Source organism: Fulvivirga maritima, from assembly GCF_021389955.1.
Classification (GTDB): Bacteria; Bacteroidota; Bacteroidia; order Cytophagales; family Cyclobacteriaceae; genus Fulvivirga; species Fulvivirga maritima.
Genome location: NZ_CP089980.1, coordinates 1,824,518 through 1,849,717 on the forward strand (window position 1 = coordinate 1,824,518; position 25,200 = coordinate 1,849,717).

Annotated in this window: 25 protein-coding genes; 13 read left to right on the forward strand and 12 right to left on the reverse strand. The window is 37.5% G+C overall.

Features of this window, described 5'->3' with window-relative positions:
* Nucleotides 1-68 precede the first annotated feature (68 nt).
* The 3 genes from LVD15_RS07720 to LVD15_RS07730 all read left to right on the forward strand — a co-directional run bounded on the left by LVD15_RS07720 (nucleotide 69) and on the right by LVD15_RS07730 (nucleotide 1,987).
* Nucleotides 69-299, forward strand: coding sequence for a PLDc N-terminal domain-containing protein (locus LVD15_RS07720; protein WP_233779722.1), 231 nt, complete (start codon nucleotides 69-71; stop codon nucleotides 297-299).
* A 470-nt stretch (nucleotides 300-769) separates the two neighbouring features.
* Complete coding sequence (locus tag LVD15_RS07725) at nucleotides 770-1,261, forward strand: hypothetical protein (RefSeq protein ID WP_233779723.1); 492 nt, start codon at nucleotides 770-772, stop codon at nucleotides 1,259-1,261.
* Between the two features lie 183 nt (nucleotides 1,262-1,444).
* Entirely contained in the window at nucleotides 1,445-1,987 is a 543-nt protein-coding gene (locus tag LVD15_RS07730; protein ID WP_233779724.1) for an SPFH domain-containing protein, read from the forward strand.
* A 380-nt stretch (nucleotides 1,988-2,367) separates the two neighbouring features.
* On the opposite strand, the gene LVD15_RS07735 is transcribed toward LVD15_RS07730, so the two are convergent.
* From LVD15_RS07735 to LVD15_RS07750, 4 genes are read right to left on the reverse strand one after another with little or no spacing between them, the layout of a single operon-like run.
* Complete coding sequence (locus LVD15_RS07735) at nucleotides 2,368-4,638, reverse strand: tetratricopeptide repeat protein (RefSeq protein WP_233779725.1); 2,271 nt, start codon at nucleotides 4,636-4,638, stop codon at nucleotides 2,368-2,370.
* Between the two features lie 2 nt (nucleotides 4,639-4,640).
* Complete coding sequence (locus tag LVD15_RS07740; RefSeq protein ID WP_233779726.1) at nucleotides 4,641-5,330, reverse strand: DUF1266 domain-containing protein; 690 nt, start codon at nucleotides 5,328-5,330, stop codon at nucleotides 4,641-4,643.
* A gap of 2 nt (nucleotides 5,331-5,332) precedes the next feature.
* Complete coding sequence (locus LVD15_RS07745) at nucleotides 5,333-9,235, reverse strand: zinc ribbon domain-containing protein (protein ID WP_233779727.1); 3,903 nt, start codon at nucleotides 9,233-9,235, stop codon at nucleotides 5,333-5,335.
* Between the two features lie 6 nt (nucleotides 9,236-9,241).
* The gene (locus LVD15_RS07750) at nucleotides 9,242-9,835 is read right to left on the reverse strand and encodes a hypothetical protein (protein WP_233779728.1); all 594 of its coding nucleotides are present in this window, start codon (nucleotides 9,833-9,835) and stop codon (nucleotides 9,242-9,244) included.
* A gap of 146 nt (nucleotides 9,836-9,981) precedes the next feature.
* Between LVD15_RS07750 and LVD15_RS07755 the strand changes: the two genes are divergently transcribed.
* Nucleotides 9,982-10,686 (forward strand): hypothetical protein, encoded by a 705-nt coding sequence (locus LVD15_RS07755; protein WP_233779729.1) that lies wholly within the window; start codon nucleotides 9,982-9,984, stop codon nucleotides 10,684-10,686.
* 4 nt (nucleotides 10,687-10,690) lie between these two features.
* Entirely contained in the window at nucleotides 10,691-11,158 is a 468-nt protein-coding gene (tssD, locus tag LVD15_RS07760) for a type VI secretion system tube protein TssD (protein WP_233779730.1), read from the forward strand.
* A 65-nt stretch (nucleotides 11,159-11,223) separates the two neighbouring features.
* Here the strand turns inward: tssD and LVD15_RS07765 are convergent, their stop codons facing one another.
* Nucleotides 11,224-11,979 carry a DUF4261 domain-containing protein gene (locus LVD15_RS07765; protein WP_233779731.1) on the reverse strand — a complete coding sequence of 252 codons (756 nt, stop codon included), beginning with the start codon at nucleotides 11,977-11,979 and terminating at the stop codon, nucleotides 11,224-11,226.
* 285 nt (nucleotides 11,980-12,264) lie between these two features.
* Nucleotides 12,265-12,666 (reverse strand): hypothetical protein, encoded by a 402-nt coding sequence (locus LVD15_RS07770; protein WP_233779732.1) that lies wholly within the window; start codon nucleotides 12,664-12,666, stop codon nucleotides 12,265-12,267.
* Nucleotides 12,667-12,868: 202 nt separating this feature from the next.
* Between LVD15_RS07770 and LVD15_RS07775 the strand changes: the two genes are divergently transcribed.
* The gene (locus LVD15_RS07775; RefSeq protein WP_233779733.1) at nucleotides 12,869-13,876 is read left to right on the forward strand and encodes a hypothetical protein; all 1,008 of its coding nucleotides are present in this window, start codon (nucleotides 12,869-12,871) and stop codon (nucleotides 13,874-13,876) included.
* 18 nt (nucleotides 13,877-13,894) lie between these two features.
* On the opposite strand, the gene LVD15_RS07780 is transcribed toward LVD15_RS07775, so the two are convergent.
* Both LVD15_RS07780 and LVD15_RS07785 read right to left on the reverse strand, forming a co-directional pair.
* Nucleotides 13,895-14,536, reverse strand: a complete 642-nt coding sequence (locus LVD15_RS07780) for a response regulator transcription factor (RefSeq protein ID WP_233779734.1) — start codon at nucleotides 14,534-14,536, stop codon at nucleotides 13,895-13,897.
* Between the two features lie 2 nt (nucleotides 14,537-14,538).
* On the reverse strand, nucleotides 14,539-16,536 hold the full coding sequence (locus LVD15_RS07785) for a tetratricopeptide repeat-containing sensor histidine kinase (RefSeq protein ID WP_233779735.1): 1,998 nt from the start codon (nucleotides 16,534-16,536) through the stop codon (nucleotides 14,539-14,541).
* Nucleotides 16,537-16,678: 142 nt separating this feature from the next.
* Here LVD15_RS07785 and LVD15_RS07790 point away from each other — a divergent pair, with 142 nt between their 5' ends.
* The 6 genes from LVD15_RS07790 to LVD15_RS07815 all read left to right on the forward strand — a co-directional run bounded on the left by LVD15_RS07790 (nucleotide 16,679) and on the right by LVD15_RS07815 (nucleotide 21,115).
* Entirely contained in the window at nucleotides 16,679-17,170 is a 492-nt protein-coding gene (locus LVD15_RS07790; RefSeq protein ID WP_233779736.1) for a tetratricopeptide repeat protein, read from the forward strand.
* A 2-nt stretch (nucleotides 17,171-17,172) separates the two neighbouring features.
* Nucleotides 17,173-17,625 (forward strand): hypothetical protein, encoded by a 453-nt coding sequence (locus LVD15_RS07795; protein ID WP_233779737.1) that lies wholly within the window; start codon nucleotides 17,173-17,175, stop codon nucleotides 17,623-17,625.
* Nucleotides 17,626-17,799: 174 nt separating this feature from the next.
* Nucleotides 17,800-18,150, forward strand: a complete 351-nt coding sequence (locus LVD15_RS07800; protein ID WP_233779738.1) for a hypothetical protein — start codon at nucleotides 17,800-17,802, stop codon at nucleotides 18,148-18,150.
* Nucleotides 18,151-18,152: 2 nt separating this feature from the next.
* Nucleotides 18,153-19,034, forward strand: coding sequence for a hypothetical protein (locus LVD15_RS07805; RefSeq protein ID WP_233779739.1), 882 nt, complete (start codon nucleotides 18,153-18,155; stop codon nucleotides 19,032-19,034).
* A complete protein-coding gene (locus tag LVD15_RS07810; protein ID WP_233779740.1) occupies nucleotides 19,034-20,176 on the forward strand; it encodes an adenylosuccinate synthetase in 1,143 nt (380 codons plus the stop codon). The genes LVD15_RS07805 and LVD15_RS07810 overlap by 1 nt, the downstream gene beginning before the upstream one ends.
* 231 nt (nucleotides 20,177-20,407) lie before the next feature.
* Complete coding sequence (locus LVD15_RS07815) at nucleotides 20,408-21,115, forward strand: hypothetical protein (protein WP_233779741.1); 708 nt, start codon at nucleotides 20,408-20,410, stop codon at nucleotides 21,113-21,115.
* Nucleotides 21,116-21,177: 62 nt separating this feature from the next.
* On the opposite strand, the gene LVD15_RS07820 is transcribed toward LVD15_RS07815, so the two are convergent.
* The 4 genes from LVD15_RS07820 to LVD15_RS07835 form a co-directional block, all read right to left on the reverse strand.
* The gene (locus LVD15_RS07820; RefSeq protein WP_233779742.1) at nucleotides 21,178-21,582 is read right to left on the reverse strand and encodes a hypothetical protein; all 405 of its coding nucleotides are present in this window, start codon (nucleotides 21,580-21,582) and stop codon (nucleotides 21,178-21,180) included.
* A 276-nt stretch (nucleotides 21,583-21,858) separates the two neighbouring features.
* Nucleotides 21,859-22,503, reverse strand: coding sequence for a hypothetical protein (locus LVD15_RS07825; RefSeq protein WP_233779743.1), 645 nt, complete (start codon nucleotides 22,501-22,503; stop codon nucleotides 21,859-21,861).
* A gap of 30 nt (nucleotides 22,504-22,533) precedes the next feature.
* A complete protein-coding gene (locus LVD15_RS07830) occupies nucleotides 22,534-23,151 on the reverse strand; it encodes a hypothetical protein (RefSeq protein WP_233779744.1) in 618 nt (205 codons plus the stop codon).
* 78 nt (nucleotides 23,152-23,229) lie between these two features.
* Nucleotides 23,230-23,712, reverse strand: a complete 483-nt coding sequence (locus LVD15_RS07835; RefSeq protein WP_233779745.1) for a hypothetical protein — start codon at nucleotides 23,710-23,712, stop codon at nucleotides 23,230-23,232.
* A 334-nt stretch (nucleotides 23,713-24,046) separates the two neighbouring features.
* Here LVD15_RS07835 and LVD15_RS07840 point away from each other — a divergent pair, with 334 nt between their 5' ends.
* Nucleotides 24,047-25,072, forward strand: a complete 1,026-nt coding sequence (locus LVD15_RS07840) for an SMI1/KNR4 family protein (RefSeq protein ID WP_233779746.1) — start codon at nucleotides 24,047-24,049, stop codon at nucleotides 25,070-25,072.
* Nucleotides 25,073-25,200 lie beyond the last annotated feature (128 nt).

Here is a 25,200-nt window from a genome sequence, read left to right on the forward strand (position 1 = left end):
AAATTATATTTATTGTTTTACAATATATTATATTTTATTAAATTATAGTTCAAAAAAAAATAGGAGCTATGGATAAAGTATTAATCATCGGTTATATAATTTCAACAATATTTTTATGGTTTTGGGCAATTTTTGATATATCTGTTCGGAGCTTTAAAAAGCTACATATTAATATTATTTGGCTTTTGGTAGTTTTTTTTCTACCAATTATAGGTTCCATCTTATATTTTCAATTGAGAAATAAGATCATTTTAAAAGAAAAAAGATTATTTAAACCCAAATTTAAAATAGTGGAATAACATTATGAGTTATATACTATTTTATAATCTGATTTAGAATCGTTTTCCAATTCTATATTAAAAGCCGTTGAAAATTTCGGATGCTATTTTCCGACCGCATCTAGATTTTAATTATTCATCCCCTCGATTATGTTACTTAATCATTCGCCAATGTAATTATGGTTTAGTATAGAGAATGTACATACTATACAATTGACCTCACTAATCGCTCTGAAATGTTCGTGATTTCATGAGCATTAACTAGATAATATAGAATTGCTTTCAGCTTGCCTCTAGCTTGATTATCAATTTCTTCCGTGCATTAATTTGAAACTCAAACCAACAGAAATAAAACTCTTATTATAACCTTACGCTAAATTAATATTGTATAAAAATATTATAATTTATTAATTTGGACCCAAATTGCTGGTGGATTGGATGTTTATAATTTTTTTGAATGCAACCAGATAATAACTTTTAGTGGTTAAATAATGATAAGACTATTTTATTTTTTGATTTCAGTGTTACTTTTTTCTAGTTGTAGTTATCGGATAGCCCGAAATGGATATGAAGCAGATAAATCTGATTATGTTAATTGCTATGTGAAGATTACGAGGCATATTTTGCTCGACGAAGCATCCACCCAAAAACTTGGAGAAATAGAGCTTGGAGAAACAGGTCTAACAGTGGCCTGTAATGAGGAAAAAGCCATAGAAATTTTAAGAGGAGAAGCTTGTTCTATTAATGCCAACCTGGTGTTAATAACGGAAGAAAAGGGCCCCGACTTATTAAGTTCTTGCTACAGATGTAAAGCGGAATTTTATCGTTTGGAGGAATCAGAGCTGTATCTTATAAACGATGATACTTATGATCCACAACGAATCATAAGTAGAATTTCAGAGAATAAATCAAAAAATACTGCTATTACCCTGGGCTCTGCATTAATAGGGTTTCTCATTGGATTCTTAGTAGTAGTGTATTAACGCATTGCATCAGCTCATTCATATACCAAATTTTAGAGCTTAATTAATGATGATATTTAATAAAATAAGAGTAAAACCCTTATACTCATATTATAGAGTATTTTTACAACTATCAATGTAAGACTTAATAATATAATATCAACACCAGTGTACACTTTATCATTTTTTTTAGGAATTATCATTTTGGCAGCTTTGGTCGTTTTCTTGATAATTAGAAAAAAGGCGGCTCAAGGCCAAGCACTCATAAAAACCGATAAAAAGGGCGTTCATGTTTCTTTCACCGAATTGTATGCTGTACCTTTTATTCACAAGTTCGAGGTGATGGATATCACGCTTAAGTCTCTTACCATTTCGCTTTTACGTCACGATGGTATTACCTGCAAGGATAATGCTAGAGCAGATATTAACATCACCTTTTTCATTAGAGTAAATGATACTGAGATAGATATAATTCAGGTGGCTAAAACTATTGGTGGCAAACAGGCCACTGATATTGCCCAGTTAAGAGTTCTATTCGAAAACAAATTCACAGAAGCCTTGAGAAGAGCCAGTAAGCATTTCGAATTTGCCGAGCTTTATATGTCTCCCGCAGCTTTTAGAGAAAAAATATTTGATGAAATAGGTACTAATTTTAATGGCTATATCCTTGATGACTTCATTATAGATTTTTTGGATTTAACCTCACCCGCTGATCCAGATTATAAAGCAGAGACTAGCCCAAATTGACCTATAATCTTGGGAAGGGTTATGGAAACCTCTTTTACCATTGGGTTGACCTTTTGTTATGTGTATTATCAAGCTGTGAGTCTTCAGACAGTCTACCCTTCGAGAGCCTCAGGCTGACTTTGGAAAAGCTATCAGTCTCCCAAACCAGGTCAAGCTAAGGCATAAGTTAATATCACAAAACTTGAGGTCATGCTGAGGGAACTCGAAGTATAGACCGGCCTTATGGCAACTTACCTTAATTATGAAGTTGATACTTCATTTGTCATCAATAGTCAGTAGAAAGTACATTCTTCGAGTTGCAGAATGACATTGGAAAAGTTTCATCACTTTGAATAAAACAAAAAGGCCGCTTAATCTCCAAACGGCCTCCTTTTCATAAATTAAAAATCTCCATGAACTAGCTCATTGAGCAGTTTTATTTCTATTTTCTTAAGTTTTGCTTGTTGCTCTTCTGAGAGTTCTGCACCATCTTCTTCAAGCGTTTTTAATAGGCTATATTGGGTAAATGGGTCGTAATCATCACTGCAAGTCAGGTATTTTTCAAAATCAAACAGGTCTTGATAGCTGAGCTGCTTTTTACGACTACATACTATGCCCAAATACTTTACGGCTTCATTATAATGGCCCAGGTGGTAATGGCTTTCTGCTATTACTTTGGCCCACTTAATGGTGCTGTCCAGATCATCAGAAATACTGGGGAAGTTGTACAGTATTTCTTGGTATGCCTTTACTGTTTCTTCATACCTTTCTAACTTATATAACGAAAAAGCCCATTTGGCAGAAAGTACATCGTTAAAGGCCGTGGGTACCAGCTCAAGAATTTTATGATATAAATTGACCACAATAGCATATTGCTTGGCGGCATAGGCTGTATTGAAAGCGGAGTAATAATAAACATCTGGTTTGAATCCCAGTTCAGCCACTTTGATACATGCTTCTACTGCCTCTTTTGGCATGTCGAAAATAGAGAACACTTTCGCATTTACTAAATAATCAATGGCATCTTTTGGTTCATGAATTAATGATTCTAAAGAAAGATCTCCAATATTTTCAGGTGTGCCATATTCTGAACCTTCATTATACCCATCATGAATGAGCAGTTGCATGTACAGTTTGTAAATACCTTCCAGAGGTTGGTGTGCATTGACGGCTACAAAATAATCATAAGCCTTATCATTTGCATTGAGTTGGTATGCCATATCTCCCATTAGCAGCATAGCATGCCAATAGTTGGGGCTGCCTTGAGGGTAAAATTGAAATAGAGCCTGTGTATCTTTAATGGCTTCGGTAAAGTTAAATTCTGCTCGGTATGCCAGGGCCCGGTAGTATATTGCATTAGCCATATCATGATGCGATCCGAAGTTTTCAATGCATTTAGTAAGCCATTCTACAGCATTTTTAAATTGTCCGCCACCATAAAGTGCTACTCCCATCAGATAAGCTGTGCGGGCTCTAACCATCTCTGTCTGGTGGAGCCGGTTTAATATCTGATATAGCCTTTGTGTATCTCTCAAACCGAAATAGATCTCAGCGTATTCATTATAATAGGCTGTGTTGCTTAGCCCTAATTCATAAGCCTTATTAATTAGGTTAAAAGAGTCTTCATAATTTTGAAGGGCATAATAAGCTCTAGCTTTTCCCAAGGTAGCCTGTGTATTAGTTGGCATTATTTCCAATGCCTGGTCGTATAACGCAATAGCTTGTTCCGCTTTTCCTTCTGCTTTAAGTGCTACCCCTTTTAAGTAGAGCGCACGGCTATATTGCCGGGAAGTTGGCGTTTTTGATTCCCAATGCTTAATAGCATCTTCCAATGAATTAAAACTGTCTTGAGTTGAAGGTGCTTCATAATTTTCCAACAGAGCCAGCGTGCCTTCATACCTACTCGACATATTATTAAGTTCTGCAAAGGCCAGCAAACTATCATTATCAAGGGCCTCTTCAGTACTCAACGCATGCCAGGTTTCTCCCGCTTGTTGCCATTCTCCCTGGCGGGCATAGTTCAGTGACAAGTGACTACTCACCTCATTATCTATAAGAATTGACGCTGCCACGTCTGAAGTTAGTAGCGCCTGCTGCAAATGGATTTGATAGCTTTTACCAGTTACTTCAACCAGCCTTTTGATGTTGCTTTCATTAATGTCAGAATGATCTTTACCAGCTAGAGTTTCTGTTTCGCGTTGGTAAAATATCTGACTGTCCATTAAAGCATCGAGATCATAAGGAGTTTGATCCATCACTTCTGTAAGGCAGGCTTGTGCTTTTTCGTATTCTCCCTGATGCTCAAAATAGTTAGCCAGGTTTTTTTTCAGACCGATGCTTTTAGGAAATAACTTAAGGCCTTTTTCAAATATATCTATATCACACCATGCATAATAGGTAGTGGCATAGACGTAATCAGCTTCATCGGCTTGGTTTAATCCTTCCAAGGCATCTAAATGTGACAGAACAGATGCCGCATTTTGTTCATCTGCAGGATAGAGCCAGCTGAGTATTTTCATACTTAGCTTGTGGTAGGCCGTGAGTTGTTCCTCATCTTCTATTTCAGGTAATAACCTGGCTGCTTTGTTTAACTCTACTTGCGTATGTATTACATCGCACACAAGATAAGATTCCTTTACGGCTTCCAGTATTTCAATAAATTCTTCTACCATGGTTATTTAGATTCTTCAGACCAGTAATCATTTTTAAAAGGAAAAGCTTCTGTTCCGGTGGAGGCATAAAGCTGATGATAGCTTTTTAGCATGGGGTTTACAGGGTTAATGGCCTCGTTATTCATATCCAGTTCACCTTTCATAAACTGATCGCCTAGCACTACATTTTTATTAAATGCTTCCCAATTGTTGAAATAGAGACGGGCTAGAGGTGCTATGTCCATTACTCTTCGCCTTAGCTCTTCTTCATATAGATAACCACAGAGCACACAAATTCGACATAACAGTATGTAAGAAGAAATGTCATACCCGATGAGGCCGCTTCTTTTTAGAGAAGGGCTGTACAAACGCGCCAGTTTTAACCGTTTTTTATTGGTATCTGTTTCTTCTTCATCTATAAGCCTATCAAACTCTTCTTCTGTGAGGAGGTCAGATTGATGGCTCATTTGATGGAACATTTTATTATACATGCGGTCATTTGCGTAGAAGAAAAGCGCATCGTTCACATCTTTTTTGCTATAAATATTATGGGTGAAAAGATAGTCTTTGAAGTAGCTCACTATGCTTTCGTTAGTATGATCATATCCGAGCAAATCTTCATGATCACAATTACCCAGAGTTTGCATTTGGAGGGCCGATAAACTTATGGCCCAGTGCAATTCATTTTCGGCTGGTAATACAAATTTATTCATTATTAGCCTTGATTTTTAAGTTCTTGAATAGTGTTTTGAATCATTTGCTGATGTGCGGGCGAATAGACACCAGCTCCTGCCATAGCCTCTAGCGAAGTGATATATTGCATGGCAAACATAGAGCCTTGTAATAACTGCTGTATTTGCATAGCAGCAAGTTGTCCGTAAGCAGAAAATGGGCCATCAGGAGCGCAAAGCGGATCAATAATAATCTCCAACAGTTTCTGGTAGAGGTTGATAGCCATGCTCATATCATTTTCCAGAAAAGCCTTTATTTCTGCTTGCTTCATCATAAGAATAGAGAGCAGCATAGGATTATTGCTTCTGTCTTTTTTATAATATGGCAAATGATTGATCAGCTTAGTCATATTTTCTGCCGTAGCCGAAAAGGTGCCCATAAACGTGCTGACCTCCATGAGATCCATATAAATCTCATCAGCATCATAATCTATATCTTCTGGAATGGCCGCTGTACTACTTTCTGAGATCTCTGGAGTAGGAGCAGGAGCTTCTTCCTCTTCTTCGTAAGCAATATCATTATCGCTCATCCAGCGTTCCAGATCAGTGGTGAAGAAGAAATCTAACTCGTTGTTCCTCATTTTAAATTTCAGATAAGAAATGAACTGATCTGGTATTTCTTCTACCCGTATGTGTTTAAGCACATTTAATATATGCTTTTTATATTCTTTTTGAATTCTTTCCTGATCGCTATCATAGGCCTTTTTATTGATATACCTGATGAGGTTGTCCACTTCTACAAGCATGAGGTCAGGGTTTTCTTTAAACCCAAGGGCTATATCTTCTACGCATTCTTCCATGATATCAGTAACCCAGGGAGCTCCGTGTTTGCCGAAATAATAATCATCCAAATAAGAATGGAGAAGTTGTATGCCATATACCTGGTCGGCTTGAATGATGCGGGCTATTTCTTCTTTCACAAAATCATAAACCCTTTCTGTAATGTTGAAATGTACATCAGCAACCTGCCAAATAGAAATTAGTGCTCGTTTCTTATCTTCCATTATTGATGCAAGCTGCAGCATAACATCCAGCAACGGATCAGTCCAGAATTCTAGCTCGTGATTGTCATTTTCCTTATATAAGCCCATATTGAGGAGGCATGACATAAGGCTATCCTTATCTTCCTCATCAGTTAAATAATTGGCTAATGCTTCTCCCAGATCTTTGAGCGCGTGTAGTACAAATTTGTTAGTATCAGCATTAAGGCCTTTGTAAAAATTAGCTTCGGCGTAAGCCAGTAATTCATTGAAATCACTGAACATATTGTCGATTACATACTGACCGGTAAGCTGAAAATCTTCTCCTTCACGCATGACAGTAACCATTTCATCGCGGCCAGAATAAGGAACCAGGCAGCTGAACTGATCATTAAAAAAACGAGAACGTTTTTCATCTGTAGCAGTTGCGGCCGATAAGTGCAGCCAGGAACGAATCATGCCCACGGGCACTTCATTACTGTTTACAGAGAAGGTGAAAAAATGGCGAGCATATTTATCAAATACAGGCCCGTAGTAGTTCAAGAAGTTGTCTCTTATGAGCCAATCCTGAAAATTATTAAGGCAGGCTTCTGGTTGTTTGTAGTGAAGGTCGTTATGCCTGTGATAATAGAGCATAACATCACCACTGTCCCAATAAGACTTATTACCCAGCGCTTCTATAAAAGGGAAATGGCCATTTTCTGTACGAATATGCAGGATTCCGTTATTCTTAAACAGCTTAGCCTCTTTATGAGCTTCTAAAAGCATGTTACTAAGATCTGGCTTTTCGTATAGCACAGCCGCAAAATCTGTGGCTACCGGCTCTATCCAACGGTCTATCAGCTGACTGTGGTTAGCTTCTGAGCCAATGGTATTTTTAAAGGAAATCACCTGGCTGTATTTGTAAATAAATTGCTCCCAGGAACCCTCAAAAAAGTCATTTATAAAAGTTTCTGTTAGAGCGAATGCTCGTGGTTCAGAGTCCTTTTCTACATAATAATCACCTGATAAATAGCCTTGATTATAAGCGATAAAAGTAAACCAGTCTGCGGCCAAGAAATTTTGCGTATTAAATATTGCCTGGATAAGGAACTTGGCGAAAACATAAGAAATAGTATCATGGGCTTCGGAGAGCGTCCTAAAAATGTTGAGGATTATGCCTCTTGTAACACCATCTTTACTATTGATCTTTCTCAAATGAATTTTAATGAAGAACAATATTCGGTTTAGAAAGCCAGCATCAGGAAAATTGCCAGCTTTGAGTATTGGGTAAGCTTGTTTTAAGAAAGCGGCACCCTCATCATAAGTTTTAAGTGCTTCTGGCCTGGCAAACCAGAAATTAACGGCCTTACTGTAATCTAGTTCAGAAGGAGCAGGGTACTTTATAAGTGCTTCTATTCCGTCATAATGTTGGTAGTTTTTACTGAGATTAATTACAGCATCAATATCTTGCTGACTTACAGCACCGAATTCGCCAATGAAGTCTAAAATGCGGCTGTAAAAAGTACGACCATTCTCGTCTTTGAAGTCAGCGGCTCGGTAGTCTGTGGCTTCCGTTATAAGTGCAATTACTTTAGGGCAAAGCTTTTGGAAGGCTTGAGGAAATGCGGGAGGCTGTGGTTTGCGCTCACTGAGCTCAGCCATTTTCTGGTCGTTTTCCTGCTTTACTTGTTCATAAACCCGGTTGTTATAATATAGATCCCCAATTTTATTGATCTTTTCCTGAGTTCTTTCTGCCTGTGCTCTTTTCAGATCTTCCCAATGTGCTAGTTCTTTGAGATAGTCTTCCTTTTGATATTTGACCTGTTCTTCAAGCACTTCGAACTGTGTGCGGGTAACCTTGCCGCCTTTAGCAATGTCTGGTAAGCGATCTGGCGCATTAGTAAGGAGCCATCTGATTGCATATGCTCCAATGGCGGTCTCATTTTTAGCTATATTAACTATGACGTCAACATGATTAAACAACAATGCCGCGCTTAGCTTGAGTGAATCGTCCTGGTGATCAAGCGTTTCTTTGGCTAATGTTTCAAAACGATCATATTTAGGATGATCTTTTTTTTCTAACCTATAGAGGAGGTGATAGAATGCTAAGGCCGCGTAGGGCTTCAGATAACCTATTTTTAGCATAGGCTCTACCAAATCTAGAACCAGTTGGATGAAGTCTTTACCGATTTTACTTTGCTGTTGATCTTTATCTGCAATTAAGTTCCAGTTAAAATCAGGCATAAAGCTGTTGATGTGACTGAAGAATAGCACATTTTCTTGTCTGAAAGACGCCTTATTATCAAGTATGCTATTGAGTACATCTAAGGTGGCTGCATTTAAATTGACCTCTTCAGGAATAGGAGATATGCGCAGATAAGCAATTTTGGCTAGTTCCTGACTGATGCTACTGTTAAATTGCTTACTTCTCCGGAGAAACTCCAAGTCATTAGCAGGAACATCTTGCTTAGCATAAGCTTTACACTTTTCTACATAATCATCACTAAAAGGGATTTTCGGTAGCAGTTCTCTCTCTAATAGGTTAAACTTTTCCTGTCCTTGAATGAGCACCATACCTTTCAGACGGCGAAGATCAGCCTTAGCCATTTCTATATAAGCATAATGCTGGTTAAATTGATTCCGGTACTGTTCTAACTTAGGCTCGGGGAGGTCATTGAGCTTTTGAGTCAGCTCTAGCTGATCTACACCTAAGCTTTTAAGTATACGTGCTGGGCCAAAATTAATATCTGGCTGCACTTCGTTACCACAGTGCTTACAAAATTTACCTTTAGGAGTGGAGTGTGCACACCAAGCGCAACGCACCTCTTCTCTTACGGTACCACCGCACTGTACGCACAGGTCGCCAGACTTCCAGTCGTTGGGCTGCTGTGCGTCACATTGTTCACAATAGATTACTGATGCCATAAGCTGTTATCTTGATTTTCTGATTTTAGCCCAAATCGCTTCTTTTTCTTGAGCAGTCATTTCTTTTACCAGCTTCACTATAGCATTTTTAGATTCGCCTTCTTTCTTTAAAAACAGACCTATTTCATAGTCAGAAGCCCCTAAAAATTCAGATCCGCATTCTCTACAAAATTTTCCTGGTCCGGAGCTATAGCACCAGTGGCAGCTGAGCACAGGTTCGGCCTGTAGGCCACAAGAGATACACAGGTCTCCGGTTTCATAATCCTTAGGCTGCTTGGCACCGCAGTGCACACATTTTACTACATCAGCACTTTCAACTATTATAGGAGCACTGCTGCCGCTGCCATTTCCATTATTGGTGTTTGGGTTTGGGGCTGCCGGAGCATAGGTAGTTGCTCCAAGCGCCCACGACATAACTTTTTGACTCACTTCTTGATCAATACCTGTTACATCCATCAGGGTTTGGTAGTCACCAATCATAGAAAAATCATCTTTACTATGTACTCCTGATTCCTCTAAGGCAGTAATATGTTCTTCTGTAAGACCTTTGGCTTTTAAGATGTTTGCCAGCAGTTTAGACATGTTATTTTCAGCTTCCATAATCTTGATTTTTAATTCGTTGCTAAGTTAGAAGCTGAGGATGGCGATCTTTTCACTACTGAAAGTGATATGTCAATATCATGGAATTCAGTGATGTCTGTGAGAATGGCTGATTATAGCTTTGTATTACATTAATTTTTGAAGAAATGAATTTTAAAGCATTATTGTCATTACCGGCTAAGAGGCCTATTGATATATTAAAACAGGCTTATGAATGGGTTAATGAAGAAAAGAATAAAGAAAACCCACAACCTCCGTTTTTAGTCATTCGCACGGCCACTCATTATTTGGAAGGATGGCTTCTTAATTATCATGAATCTGATGGCGTGGTGTTGCTCGGTGTAATGGAAGGGCCTAAAGTAGATCTTAAGTATTTGTACGTTGAAGCTATAGAATCACTTGAGCTGCCGAGAGCACAGCGTTGGCTTTTTAACTTGTCTGATGGTGAAAATGAAGAGTTTTTACAAGAAAGCTCAGTGCCTACTAAACTGCAGATTAGTGCTCATAGTAAAAAAGTAAGTGAAGAGCTAACTCACTTGTTAGGTAATGAAGTAGCTATTAAAATAGAAACACAAGGTGAGTTTGCAGATGCAGCTATGAAGCCCGTCATGCGTATGCTTTGGATAGGTATAGTTGATAAGATTAGAGCCGTCATAGAAAAGATTTCTGAAGAAGCTATGGGTAAAGAGGCTTTACAAGAGAGTGTGAAAGAAATACTACTTATTGGAGGTGATGAAAATGGAATTGACCTTGAAGCAGGTACTTTAAAAGTAAAGCTAGATATGAGAAAGGCGGCCAAAGACATTTGGTCAAATGATTATATGCAAGAAAAAATAGAAGAGAAACTATAAAACTATGATAGCAAAAAGATTAATACTATTAGGCGTGGCTTTAATAATGGGGCTCAGTCTAAGTTATGCCCAGGAAAATGGTCCCATTCCTGATATAAAAATCAGGATGAAAACCCCTGAAGAGAAGGAGTACCACGAATACCATTTACAGGCGGTGGACTACTATTATGTAAGAGAGGCCTATGACAGTAATGATAGCATTCCAAAACCTGAGGTGAGTATAACTATAGCCTTTCCTACAATAGCTGATGAGTATTTATTACGATGGATATCTCAAAGTATTACAGATATGGAAGGGGAGATCTTAATTAATAATAAAAACACCGGTGAGCTGTTGAGAAAGCTTTCCTTCGGCGGAGGTAGAGTCTATTCTTACAATGAATCTTTTAGTGACGGATATAGCTTTTCTACTTCACCACAGATGAGTATTAGTGTAAAGGAAATCCGCTTTAATGATATTTCTATGTATTAATGTTAGGTTTCTGTAAAATCCCTGGTCTTAATTTGAGGTAAATCCAGGGTTTTTTTTAAGCTTCTCTATCGAGTTGCATTTTCTTTCCTCATCAGTTTCCACATACCGTAAGGGTTTTCAAAAAGCTCATCTCCAAGGTTGGGTTGCTGCTCTTCTTCAGTAATTAAAAACACAGGAGCATCAGCGACGGTGCTAAACGTTTGTCCGATAGTAATTTCTGGCTTTTCCAGGAGCTGATAATAATTGAAAATAAAAATCAGCTGCGCAGCATCATGAAAAGTTTCGTTATAAACAATGCAATCTTTCAATCCTAAATTATGCATGCCACAAGTGTAGGTGATGTCTGGCCCATTAGTGATTGTAGGCAATACAAACATGTGATAGAGGGTAGTGGCCTCCAGGTTATTGATTGATTGTGACCACTGTTCTTTAGTAAAGGAAATACCTGTAGATTCTACTTTAACTCCTATACCGCCTGCTTTTAAAATGGCATTACCTGCAAGGGCCAGTCCCTTTGCTTTTTCAAGATCGCCAATTTCAGTAGAGAGATATATGGTCAGGTTATGCTCATCTATTTCGTTTAAAAATTCGTCTGATAAACCATTGATCATTCCTGTGTAGCGGAATGAATTCTTCATATAGCTATCCTTTTCATAAATTTCTACTTCAAAAGCTTCGTTGGTTTTTAAGTTTAAGAGCACGTTACCGGCAAAAATGAATTCATTCATATTGCTGGTGGTGATAGCTGAAAGAATTTCTTCTCGGCTCTGCCATTTACCGGGAATGCATAGCATGCTCCTGCTCTTATTTTCTGTAGTCATAGAAATAGATGAATTATAGAAGGTAAATCTATTCGGAAATGATGAATTCACCAATTATACCTTGACCTGAATATGAGTGAGTTAATGAAAGCACTTTTATGTACTCAATTTTTGAGCATAAAAAATGGGCTGTCTCAAAAGTAGTTACTTAATTAGTGAATGTCACATTGAGGTGCTTGCAAAGTCTTCCTATTCAAAATAGTCAAGTCTTCGACAGATCAATCTGACCTAAAAGTTACTCTTGAGACAGCCCAGCTGTCAATTGATAATAGATTTCGATCTTTTTTATAGAGCGTTTTCTAAATACTCTCTTATTTGGAGATCAGTAAAAAATCCGCTGTGATGGCCTCCGTAGCTGGCTCTTATAGTAAATACACCGCCGTCAAAAACCAGGCTTTTGTTAGCTTCAGCATTTTCTGGTTCTATATTATGAACTACTATAGTTTGTACGCTTTCCTGAATAGCCTCTTTACCTATAGCGTCAGAGCAAATTTCTTTAAAAGCATCTACCGTTCTTTGTAAGCAAACGCTAGGAATAAATTTAATAGCGTTTAGGTCTGTGTTAAAAGTATCCCACTGAATGTCAATAGGCAATTCTTTACCTACTACTTCATTAAGTTCTTTTTGGTAATCGTTAAAGTATTGATCTTTAATACCTTGAATAGCTTTTTTTTCTTGTAATCCCATAACAAATTTCTTTTTAAATAACTGAAGCAAAGCTATCATGCGGGTGGCTTTTATAAGTAACCACTAGCGGTGAAATGGTAAACTCACTGAATTCCGTGAGGGCTGTTTTTTGGCTATGATGAATTATAATAATCACGGAATTCAGTGAATGAAAGGGGTTTTGATTCATCTATCTTTAAACTGTCAAAAAAATTCAATACCAATGAAGATACTTATTTACATAGGTGTAGGACTTGTAATATTAATAGGAATAACTATGATACCTTTTCTAATACTGAAGCTCGGGATGGATATAATTTTGATTTTTTCTATATCAGAAAAGAAAGCAAAAGCGGAGCTTGAAAAAGTAATAAAAGAACAATACGATAATGCTTGGGTGATAACCGATGTAAGGCGGCACTTTAATGAGGGTAATATGAATCCGAATATGTTTTATTATCAACTAGAGTCTGTGGATAAACCTGAGATAGAGTTTATGTTTTTCTGGGATGCCAAGAAGAAAGTACCTAGGAAAACATACGATGGGCAAGAGTATACCCTGGCAAGTCAGTACCAAAAGGCTTTGGAGGCATATCAGCGAAAAGAAGATTTGAAGGCAGCTTTAGGCCCTAATGTTAAGATAGGAGAGATTAGTTACTGGACCATTAATTTGGAATTAGACCATGAGCCAGTGGCTGATGAGATCAGAGAAATGACTGTGAAAACGGCCACTGTTTTTAGACCACACTTGGGTGATTATACGGCTTCTATGACTCTTAATTTCATTACTCCCTTAGAGCCCAAAGGGATATATCAGACTCCTATCACTGCGGAGCTTAATAAGAATGTATACATTGATTTTAGAGGACTGGCGAAGGATGGGCGAGTGGCTGAAGTGAGAGAAAAGGCACTCGCACAGATGAAAGAGAAATTGGCCAAAAAGCATCCTAATTATAATATAAAGCCATATCTCCATTACCATTGGGTTAACCAAAATAATATTGAAAAAGTATATGGAGGATTTGAAGTGTCTGAGCCCACCATTGAGGGAGATGAGCGTCCGGCTACGCAAGAGCTCAAAGGACTTATGCTATGCATGCTAGACTTAAGTACTGGTAAAATGACCTATTGCGAGTTTTTTCCTAGTAATAAAGATAATTTTGATGCTATGCTAGATAGTATTAACAGCCAGATTCCTGAAGTATACAGGAAGGCAGATAATAAACATTAAGACTAGAATAAGCAGTTTTTAATCGAGTATGCCATTTTCTATGGCATACTTTACCGCTCCTGTAGTAGTTTTAGAGCCGGTTTTCAGCAATATATTTTTACGATGTGTTTCTACTGTATTTACCGAAATAAATAACTGCTCAGCTATTTCCTTAGAGGTAAGTTCATCTGCTAATAATTTCAAAATCTCAGTTTCTCTTGCCGAAAGCTCTACCGTAGGGTTTTTCTTTTTTTCAAAGACACTTTTCATGTAGCGTTCTTTTACGGTATCAGAGTAATGCTGCTCTCCGGCCAGTACATCTTTTACTGCAGCTTTAAGTTCTTCCTTATCTGCAAACTTTAAGAGATAACCATCGGCTTCTTTTTGAATCACCTTATTAATGGTGCGCACATCTTCCAGCATGCTTAGAATAAAGAACTTGATCTTAGGATCAAATTTTTTCACTTCAGTAAGTAGTGATAGGCCGTCCATTTTGGGCATATTGATATCACTAATCACTAGTTCTACATCATTAAACTGGTGTAAAAGTCTCATAACCTGCATACCGTCTGTAGCTAAGTGAATGGTGTCAATCTCTGGCAACTCAGACAAAATAGCGTGGAGGCCATCCAAAAACATCACATGATCATCGGCAATTATTATATTGAATTTTTTCTCCATGGCTATTCGTTTGTGGCGTCCAAAGATAAAGGAATGTTTATATTAATGGTAGTTCCGTTGGCAGAGCTGTCTATATCTATATGACCACCCAGATATTCCAGTCGTTCTTGAATATTTCTAAGCCCAATACCGCTTTGAGTTTTATTCGGCATGCCTTTTCCATTATCACTTACTACTATGTTTATATAGTCTTCGTGTTTGGTCACCTGAATTTCGCTGTTGCTGGCTTCAGCATGTTTTATGATATTGGTAATTAGTTCCTGAATTATACGATAGGCCTCAGCTAATATCCTGTCGGGCAAAGCATCTATTTCCTCTTCAGGGAAGCAAATGACTTTCATTTTTATATTGCCATCATTCATTTTATCAGCCACCAGCTGATTTAAGAAATCACAAAAGCCGTGATCAGAAAAAGCAGGAGGGTGTAGCTGATGAGAAATGCTACGCAGATCTTTATAAATACTTTGAATAGTGTACAGCATTTTTTGTAAGGCATTATTACCATGCTGCTGGCTCATGTAATGCTCAAAAGACATTTTAAGGCTGGCCAGGTCACTACCCAGTCCGTCATGTATTTCACGAGCGATGCGTTTTCTTTCCTGTTGCTGCCCTTCATTATACTTGTTAATAGAATCAAGCCGATAATCCTTTATCAGTTCATTGATTTTATGCCTGGCATTCTCTTCCTTTTGTGATGCCAGCTGCTTTTGTACTTTCATTCTTTGCACATAAAAATAGCGAAGTAGTACCAGCGTAATGAGTACTAGCACAAACCCAATGATAAAGGCATTTCTCAATTGTTTTTGTCTGGCTACTTCAGATTCTGATTGCAATAGCTTAGCATCTTGTAAGGACTTTTCTTTTTCCAGGATCTCTATTTGAGCCTCTTTGAGTTGAGTTTCATATTTCTGTTGTAGCTCAGCCAGGTGTTTGTCTTTTTCTATGTTGTTAAGGCTGTCTTTAAGCGTGTATGACCGGGAGAGTTGATCAAAGGCCTTTTTATAATTTTTTTGCTTCGCATATAAATCAGATAAGTTGATGTATACGGCGTCATTGATGCTCTCTGTCTCATCTATTTTTAGTGCCAGGTTAAAATAATCAATTGCCTCCTGAGTCATATCCAGGTTTTTGCAGGCTACACCAAGATCATTAAGCACCCGGGCCTGATCGCTGACGAAGCCCAGCTTTTTTAGCAGCTGGTAGGTTTGCTTGAGTACCGGCAATGCCTCCTTATACTTTTTCTCTGATAAAAGCAGCTGCCCCAGATTAATACGCGCATTGGCTTCTTGAATGAGGTTGTTTGACTTTTTACTATAGTCTATAATTTGCTCATAATAATTTCTGGCTTTTTCATTATTTCCCTGGTCTTTAAGGATGTTAGCCATAGTAAAGAGAGTTGCTACTATGCCATCAGGGTAGTTTGCCTCCAGATAGGCTTCATAGGCCCTTTGTAGATTATCTTTAGCACGTTCATATTGCTCTTGTTCTATATATAAGTTGGCAATATTACCGTAAGCATGGCCCGCTTCAATTTGATTATCTTCTTCATTGGCCAATTCCAGGCATTTGAGATAATGGTTCATGGCACTTACATTATCTCCTAGATTATGATAAGCTATAGCCAGTAAGTTGTAAATAGCCGATAACCCACGATCCATTTGGGCCTCTCTTATTTTTTGCTCAGCAAGCTTACCTTCCTTTATTGCTTCTTTGTTTTTGCCTTCAGCTTCAAAAATGTAACATAAAAAGTAATGCCCTCGTGCTTCATAGATCACACGATTATGCTTGCTGCTCAGCTCTATAAGTTTCTCTACACTAGCCTTAGCCTTTACCGGCTCGGTTTCAGAATAATTTCGGTATTCCTGCAAAAGGCTATCTAATTTGTACACTATGCTGTCAGGCTCAGGTGAGGCCGACTGACCAGGTAAAAACTGATAGCTCCCTACTGTTAAAAATAACCCCAGCAAGACTTTATAAAAAAATATCGGTACTCTTCTCATGCTTTTACAAAGGTAAGGTAGTAAAAGTTAACCCACTTGGCCTCTTTCTGTGAGATTGGAAAATCACGGATATCAGTGATCATTTTATGTTATGGCTTCCTTACTTTTGGTCTTTCATTTTATTGAATAAAACCACAATAATATGGCTTTCAAAGTTCCGGTTTCCAAGCAGGTTTCTATTCCTTCATTAATATTTCAGTTTTTACTGATTACCGGTATTTATTTTGTCTTGAAGCCTTTAATTATAGAATACGCCTTTTTAATAACCGCTATAGCCTATGCACTAATAGCCAGAATTTTGAGAAGCACCATAGCCAAATCACATAGAAAAGGGATCAGCTTGGTGAAAAAGCATCAGTATGAAGAGGCTATTCAGCACTTTAAAGAGAGCGTAAAATATTTTACTGAGCATAAGCTTATAGACAAATACAGGATCATCACTTTACTAAGCGCTTCTAAGATGAGTTATAGAGAAATGGGACTTTGTAATATTGCCTTTTGTTATTCGCAAATAGGAGAAGGAGCCGAAAGTAAAAAGTATTACGAAAGCGTGCTGAGTGAGTACCCAAATAATGGTATCGCAATAGCTGGTTTAAGAATGCTCAATTCAATGCATAACGCTGCTGAAGAATAAAAATGGGAGGTACTACTGATTTGGGGCTCATATATAGTAGCACTATAAGAATGTGGCTCAAAAGGTCATTTGAGCAGCTGGGAGATGATGAATTGGCAGATATTTATATTATAGCTTTTCAGTTTTCTAACGAACTCACCACTATTGCTGATCTTGACTTCACGGTGAGTTATAATACTAATAGTTATCTAAAAATGAGGTTGGAGGAGGAGGGGTTTACCCAACAAGAAATAGATCAGGAGCCTCAAACCTGGAAGGAGGTAGAATTTTTACAATCAGATTGTCAAAAACTTTTACGTCACTGGTATAATGACCTTCAGAATGAAATGAGTGATGACACTGAAGTGCTGGAATATATGAAAACAAGGATCAATCATACCATAGATCATCTCGCAGAAGCGCATTTCTTTAAGCAAATGATCAAGCAGACAGTTTCTATAAAAAGAATTAATTAGTATGTCAGCCATAGATACTTTTTATTTAACGCTAGTTTACTCTAACAAGCTTTTACTGATATAATACCACAGAATGAGGTCATTCGGAGGAGGCATTCAATACCTGAATATCACTGAATTAGGGGATGCATCTTTATGGGTTTTGTGGTTATCTTTGTTAATAAAGAAATAATTATGGAAGATAATTTGTCTCAAGGCGCATTTTTTGGTTCGCTGAAGCGCAATAATGATAAAATACTTGATGACAGAGCAAAGTCTATTGTAGAAGATGCTCAGCTCATGTATAAAAGAAAAGTAGAAGACCTTTCTCTGCTTTTGAAAAGGCTTAAGAGAGATCAGGATAACATGCTTGACATGAGCCCTACTGATGCTAACAGTTTGGTACTGGCTTCTGACTTTGATGCTCAGCAGTATGTAGATAAAGATCTGGAAATGGCAGTGAAAATCCGTAATCTGGAGATCAAGCTTAAAGTGGCTACTAAGCGCTATGAATATTTATTTGGAGAAGAATTAAACTTAATATAATTATGGGTGGAGGAAGATTTAGTTATGAGGCATATACCAGACTCAGTACGTCTAAAGGATATGCTAAAAAGTCTAGAAGCGAGATATTTACTTCTAGAAATATAGATAAAGAAATGGATCCATCGGATGTGGCATTCAGAGAATCTCGCGATTCTGAGGAGCATCCTGAGTCTCTTTCTATTATAGTAGGCCTGGATGTAACAGGCAGTATGGGCGGAGTACCAGAGATAATAGTAAAGGAAACTTTACCGGTACTTATCGGCTCACTTATGGAGGCTGGTATTGAGCATCCGCAAGTATTGTTTTTAGGAATTGGTGATTTTGTTTATGACTCAGCCCCTTTACAAGTAGGTCAGTTTGAATCATCAGCTGAGCTGTTAGACAGGTGGCTTACTAAAGTATACCTGGAAGGAGGAGGTGGAGGTAATAACCAGGAAGGCTATAACCTGGCTCACCTTTTCGCCGCAAGGCATACAGCTATAGATTGCTGGGAAAAAAGAAAGCAAAAGGGCTTTTTATTTACCATAGGCGATGAACCTGTATTCCCGGAAATACCGGCTGATATTATTAAAAGGTACACTTCTGAAAAGGAAGCGCACACTGTTACCACCAAAGAAATTATAGCTGAAGCACAGGAGAAGTATAATGTGTTTCACTTGCACTTGGAGCATAGTGAATATTCTAAGTCTGATGTGCGTAAAGGAAACTGGAAAGAGCTTTTGGGCGAGAACTTCATAGAGTTGCCAGATTTCAGAACAGTTGCAAAGAAAATCGCAGAAGTTGTAATTCAGCACCATAAGGGCTCTGGAGCTAGTAGCACCAACACTAACGGTACTGCTACAGACAGAAATCTTGACGATATTGAGATAGAAGATATGCTATAATGCCGCAGTGTAGTATAGTAATTGATTTGGGTTTTGGAGATTGTGGTAAAGGTTTAACTACTGATTACCTGGCATCCCAAAACCCATCTTCAAGTTTAGTAATCCGCTTTTCCGGAGGGCATCAGGTGGGGCACACCGTTACCACTGATGATATTAGTCATACCTTCAGTAATTTTGGTTCAGGTACTTTCAGGGGAGTGCCTACTTTTTACACGGAGCATACCACCATATTTCCACCAGCTATTTTACTGGAGGGTAAGTATCTGGAAAAGTACCAACCTCGCTTATTCTTTCATCCGCATGCTATGGTTACTACAGCTTATGACATTGCCTATAATAGAGCTATAGAAAAGCAGAACCAGCATGGCTCTTGTGGGTTGGGCTTTGGAGCAACTATAGAAAGAAATAGGGAAGAGGTCTACTTTTTTGCTCAGGACTTAGCTTTTGAATGGGTAGTAAAGGAGCGCTTAACCAGCATAAAGAACTATTACCAGAAGCTGGTAGATGCTTTGGGTGATCAGGTGCAGAAACTCTATAAGAATGAGCTGGAAACCTACCATGAAGATGATTATGTGCAATGCTGCCAAGTGATAGAAGAGTTTTATACTGTAAAGAGCTTTGAAGAACTTCAAAATTCATTTGATCATTTTATTTTTGAAGGAAGTCAGGGCATTATGTTAGATACCAGACATGGCTTTCACCCACATACCACCTGGAGTAACACTACCTCTAAAAATGCTATTGAGTTCATAAATCATTATTTTGGAAATACTCATAAGTTAGATTTGTATTATGTAACCCGATGCTACCAAACGCGCCATGGTAATGGCCCTATGAGTAATACGCAGGAGGTGCAATTGCAGAATCATGAACAAGAAGCAAATGTAACTAATGAATTTCAGGGAGAATTTAGAACCACAACGCTTGATCCGCAGCTATTAAATTATGCGCTTACTTGCGACAAGCATTATCATGGCCATTTATCTGTGAGTAAACACCTTATGATTACCTGCCTTGATCAGCTACCTGATTTTTCAATTAATGCGTTTTTGCCTACTATAAACGAAAGCTTTCAGTCAGTTTTGGGTAGTTATGGCCCTGGCGCAAAGACCATCCAAGTAATTCAGAATGATAAGTCCTGAGGTTTGGGGGTTTGAAAATTATGAGGAGATCTCTTTCAATTTTTGCTTACTGATTAAAGCATAAGAAGGTTGCTACTTAATAATTCTTTCTTATACTTCTATAAAACCTCTGCATAAAAGAAAATAAAAAAAGAGACAGTATATTGTTATAGATAAATAAATACATATAATTGTATTTTTTACATAATAATATTTTTTAAAATGAAAAAATTTGTACTTGCTTTAGGTGTTATGCTATTGTCGATACCTGGGTTCTCACAACTTGATGAGAAAATGGACTATGAGGACGTTACTCATGGAGTTGTTATTATTAAGGGTAAAAGAGTTGAAGGGTATATAAGGGAGAAAGGTACTACTTATTTTGATGATCAAATTTATGATGCACCATGGAGTTATCAATCTGCCATACGTTTTGTACCTAAGGATGTGTTTGAAGAAAAGGAAAAGATAAAGAACAAGGACTACGAGAAGTATGATGCCAAAGATATAGATGGCTATATCTATTATCCATATGAGGGAGACTCATTGGTTTTTGAAAGTGTTAAATATGCTGATTTAACTGGAGTAGGAACATCTATGATTCCGAAGAAGATGTTTATGAGAAAAATTACAGATGATAAAATATCTTTATTCTATCATTATTCAAGTCCTATGTCTATGGGAGAGGTTTCTGCCATGAGACAATCATATTTAGATAGTAAAGAGCCAAACTTGGTGTATCAGACAGAAGATAAAATTAGACTGGTTGAGAACCTTAACGTGGAGAAGGAGCTAAGTGATTGTCCTGCAGTGGTAGAGAAATATAAGAATAATGAATACAAGGCTATTGGTGACGAGAATAGTAATTCAGGATTTAATAAATTTATAAACAAGACAGCATTTAGAGATAAAGTACGTCTTCTGGTAATTGAAGACTATAATAAAACTTGTGGAGAATAAACAATTTGAAGATGCTGACTTTTCATTAAATCAGCATCTTCAATATATCATCAAATGATCTATTAGCTCATTTTTACTTCATTAATAGTCACTCCTTTTAAATTAACCGCAAAGTACCCCTCTTGCCCAAAAGCGCTGCCTTCTGCAAAAGACTGACTATAACTATTAATAGTCGATTTATTAAAACTTAAGCTTACTTGAGGGTTTTCCTGGTTTTCATAGTAAACCTTTACTTCACCAAACCATTCTCCTGCGCTATTGGCTACCCAATTTAGAAATAGGTTATCCGGCATGGCATTGGTAGATCCTGACATGTGAGCATCAATCAGGGGGTTAGATTCTTCATCCATCGCATAACCCATGGAAAAGCTTATATCACACTGTCGGAGCACATAAGTTTTTTGGGTATTCTGATCTTTATGAAGGGTTAATTCTATTCGTTCTATTACGTTATTTTCAGACATCATTTAATTAATTTGTTTAGAACAAAATTAATCATCAAAGCCATGATCGGCATCCCTGAATTCAGCCATATTGTCGCTGATTTTCAGTTGTATCATACTCATTATTCGGTGATTATAGCATGTTTTCAAAGATGAGAACGTCAATGAAAATTTCGGATGGTTTTAAGGTCATATGTATGGCTCCTTTTGCTGACTTCACCACTAAATAACCTTGTGATCAACTTTAATTTAATAGGAATATATTCTTAAACCCTGAAATCGATAGCTGCCCGCACCAACCTAAACCACTTCAATCTCTTCAAACTCTTTATAGAATTTTACTCTGGGGTAAGCGGTGTCACTTTCTTGCTTGCTGCTCCAGGTAAGGTGTACTATGGCATAGTCATAAACATCATCACCGGGCTTATGTATGGCATATAGTACATCATCACTGTCAGTAGAGGAGGCTACGGCGCTATATTCATACTCAGCCAGCGGATGATCGGGTGAGAGCTCTCTGGAGAGTTCATCTTCAAAAGAAATCTTCTGCTCTATTTTAACAGGCTCCCAGGGGCTACTGAGCTTAAGCGTAGGTGGAGAGTTGAGGAAACAATCAATTACAATGTGTCTAAACACTCCTGCGGCTTCAAATTGAATTTCTTTTTCGGGTAGGTCTTCCATATCAAATATCAAAAAACCTCCAAGAGGGTAAAGAAAGCAACCACAATCGAGCTGAGCATTGAGCCTTAGGTTCTTTAAGTTTAAAAAATTCTCTTCATCTTCAGAGTGATGAAACTTCCAAATGGTGTCTCTAATATCAAAATAATGAGCCGTTGGTACAAAGCTGCCAAATAGTATACCCATGCTCTCTTCTGTCACTTCCAACTCACTAGTCCCTATAAGCCTGTTATGGGAAAAAACTTCAACTTTTCTACTTTGTTTCATATCGGCTGCTTTTACACAACTGTTAAGTACCTAATTACTACATTTCTGGTTGTAAAACTCTACTATGGCTTCTATGTCTTTTTTACGTAAGGTTCTAGTTTCTAGCATTTCCACTAATTCAGGACAATAGCTGAAGTATTCCATCATGTCTTTTCTAAAGCCAATTGTTTTAAGATTTTTCAGAGGAGAATCCGGCAGTTTTAGTAAGTACTCCTGCTTTATGCTGATGGTACCAGTCTTTTGATCAGTAGCTGGAGTATGTTTCTCAGTATAATAATCGTATAGTCTTAATTCGCCATTAAGAACTAACTTTAAAAAGAGGTGTGAATCTCTGTTAAAGTTATAAACAGCCCGCTTATTAATAGTGTTTTCTACTGATACCAACACAATAGTTTCACCCTTGATAGAGAACTTAACTGCTTCAGCTTCGGAGGGTTTTAAAGTTTTGGTTACACCATCAGTATTTATGTACCTGACCCCATCTTGAAGCCTAACATATTGAGGGTTGTTTCCGAAGAGACCAGCAGGAATTTTCAGAGTAACCTCTTCTGTGTGATCATTATATTTAATGAGGCCTTTGACTTTTTTTGCATAAAGGCCATTGGCTACTACTGTTAGCAGTAATACCAAAAAAAATGCTTTTTTCATTCTGTAAAAAATTAAGAAACAGCGATGGCGTACAAGTTACCAACTCGCATAGTACAGAAACACAGCTTTTTGTGCAATTTATTTTACAGCAAAGGTAAATGAAGCTACCCCATTGGTGATTGCGTATTCGCCTTTTGCCAGAGGTTGGCTAAAGACTATTTCATAAACATCACCATCCAGGTTTTTAATATTAAAGTCTACGAGGTTTTCATCATGCACATTTAATCCACCAAAGCGAAGGTTGGCCACAGTAGTCTTTCTTCTTTTTTTCTTCTGCTTAAGCTTATAGACCTTCATGGTACTTATTAGCGGATGTTTAGACTGAAACAATAAAGAGATATTGTCAGCTGATATTTGAGTTTTTGAAGCATGACCTTCGAAAATTAAACCAGAGCACATGCCGAATTTTATGTCAGCCGTTTCTTTGGCGAGCATGGTCAGTTGGCTATTACTTTTATTCCAGTAATATGGCACTTCACTAAATTCTGGTTGAGGGATATTTTGAGCAAATGATAGACTTACCAGTAGACTCAAAACCATAGATGATAGCACTCTTTTCATGGCTTTTGGCGTTTATTTCAAATTAAATTTTTGCAGCTTGAAGTAGAACAGTAGTATAGCTGCATTTCGAACTAAGTTAACTATGGGTAAGCAAACGGTCAATATACAAAGGTCAAATTTCAGAGTAACTGATGTCAATCATGTTTGCTAAAGCAAAAAATTACGGTTGGCCCTGATTGGGGTCATTGTAAATCAACAAAAAATAGGCTATTAATGCTGCTATTGCCAGAAAATCATTATTTCTATTACTGCTAAATCACTGTATTCAGTGACTTTTTTAGGATTTGCGGTTTTTATCTTTACAAAAGCAAATTTCTAATATCAACAGTAAAATATGAAGGATTATATACTTGATTATAATGATGAATTGAAAGGGTTACAGTGGGATAATGTAAATTTTGCAGCATTGCCGGTAAATAATTTCACGCCTATTGAAGATCCTGAAGATATAGAGAATGATTTCACCTTTAAGGATAACCTTTTAGAAGCGATTAGCACAGCAACAGGTAATGATGTGCTCATGCTATTATTTATTACTCCAGAAAGTCTTGAAGAAGGAGAATTTTTTGGTTTTGCCTACTTGGCCAACCGCAAAATTTTACCATTCAAAATAAATAAAAATCAAGTGTTTGTAGAATGGGCTCATCTGGTTATAGCTGGTGATGACCCAGATGATGGGAAGAAGGCATGGTTATACAATTTCTCAGGAAATGGTATTAGCAGGAGTCCGCTAGATCTGAGAATTAACAATATGGTGGTAACAGATACTGGTGCCAGTTTAATTAAAAAATCGCCTAATGAATTTAACAGAGAAGCTTTAGAAAAGGAAAAGGCTGATTTTATAGCTCCTTATGTGCAGCCAGCACCTACCACTTATTCAATGGAAGAATTAGCTCAGGCTTTTAATGAAGTGATAACCGCTGAAAAGCTCTCTATTATTCCACCTAAAGATAATGAGGAAATATATGCTGAATTTGAAAAGCTGGCGGGCTATCCGTTTCCTGCTATTTTAAAGGACTTCTTCACTTTGCATAATGGCGTAGAAAAGTCTGCCTTTTTATCTCCAGAAGAAGTGCTTAAGCAGTGGAAAGAATGGAAAATGATTTATGAAGATTGGACCCAGGAAGAGTTATATGATGAATATGTGGAAGTAGATAAAGTTTTGCCACTTTATACTACTCCGTATTGGATACCTTTCTTTGATCTGGTAGGAGGTAATTATGTGGCGCTTGATTTGGCTCCTAATACTGATGGTAAGGCAGGACAAATCATCTCATTTGGAGCTGATTATGAGACAGGTGTATATGAAAGTGCTGATCTTATAGCATTTTTAAAATCATTGAATTCAAAAGAGGATTAGATTAATAGTTTAAATAGTAAGTTGCTAAAAGCCCTGACCAGTCACGTGGTTAGGGCTTTCTGTTTCTGGCCAGATATTAACCACTAGCTGAATATTCCGTTATATTATATTATAACCTAAAATAATAC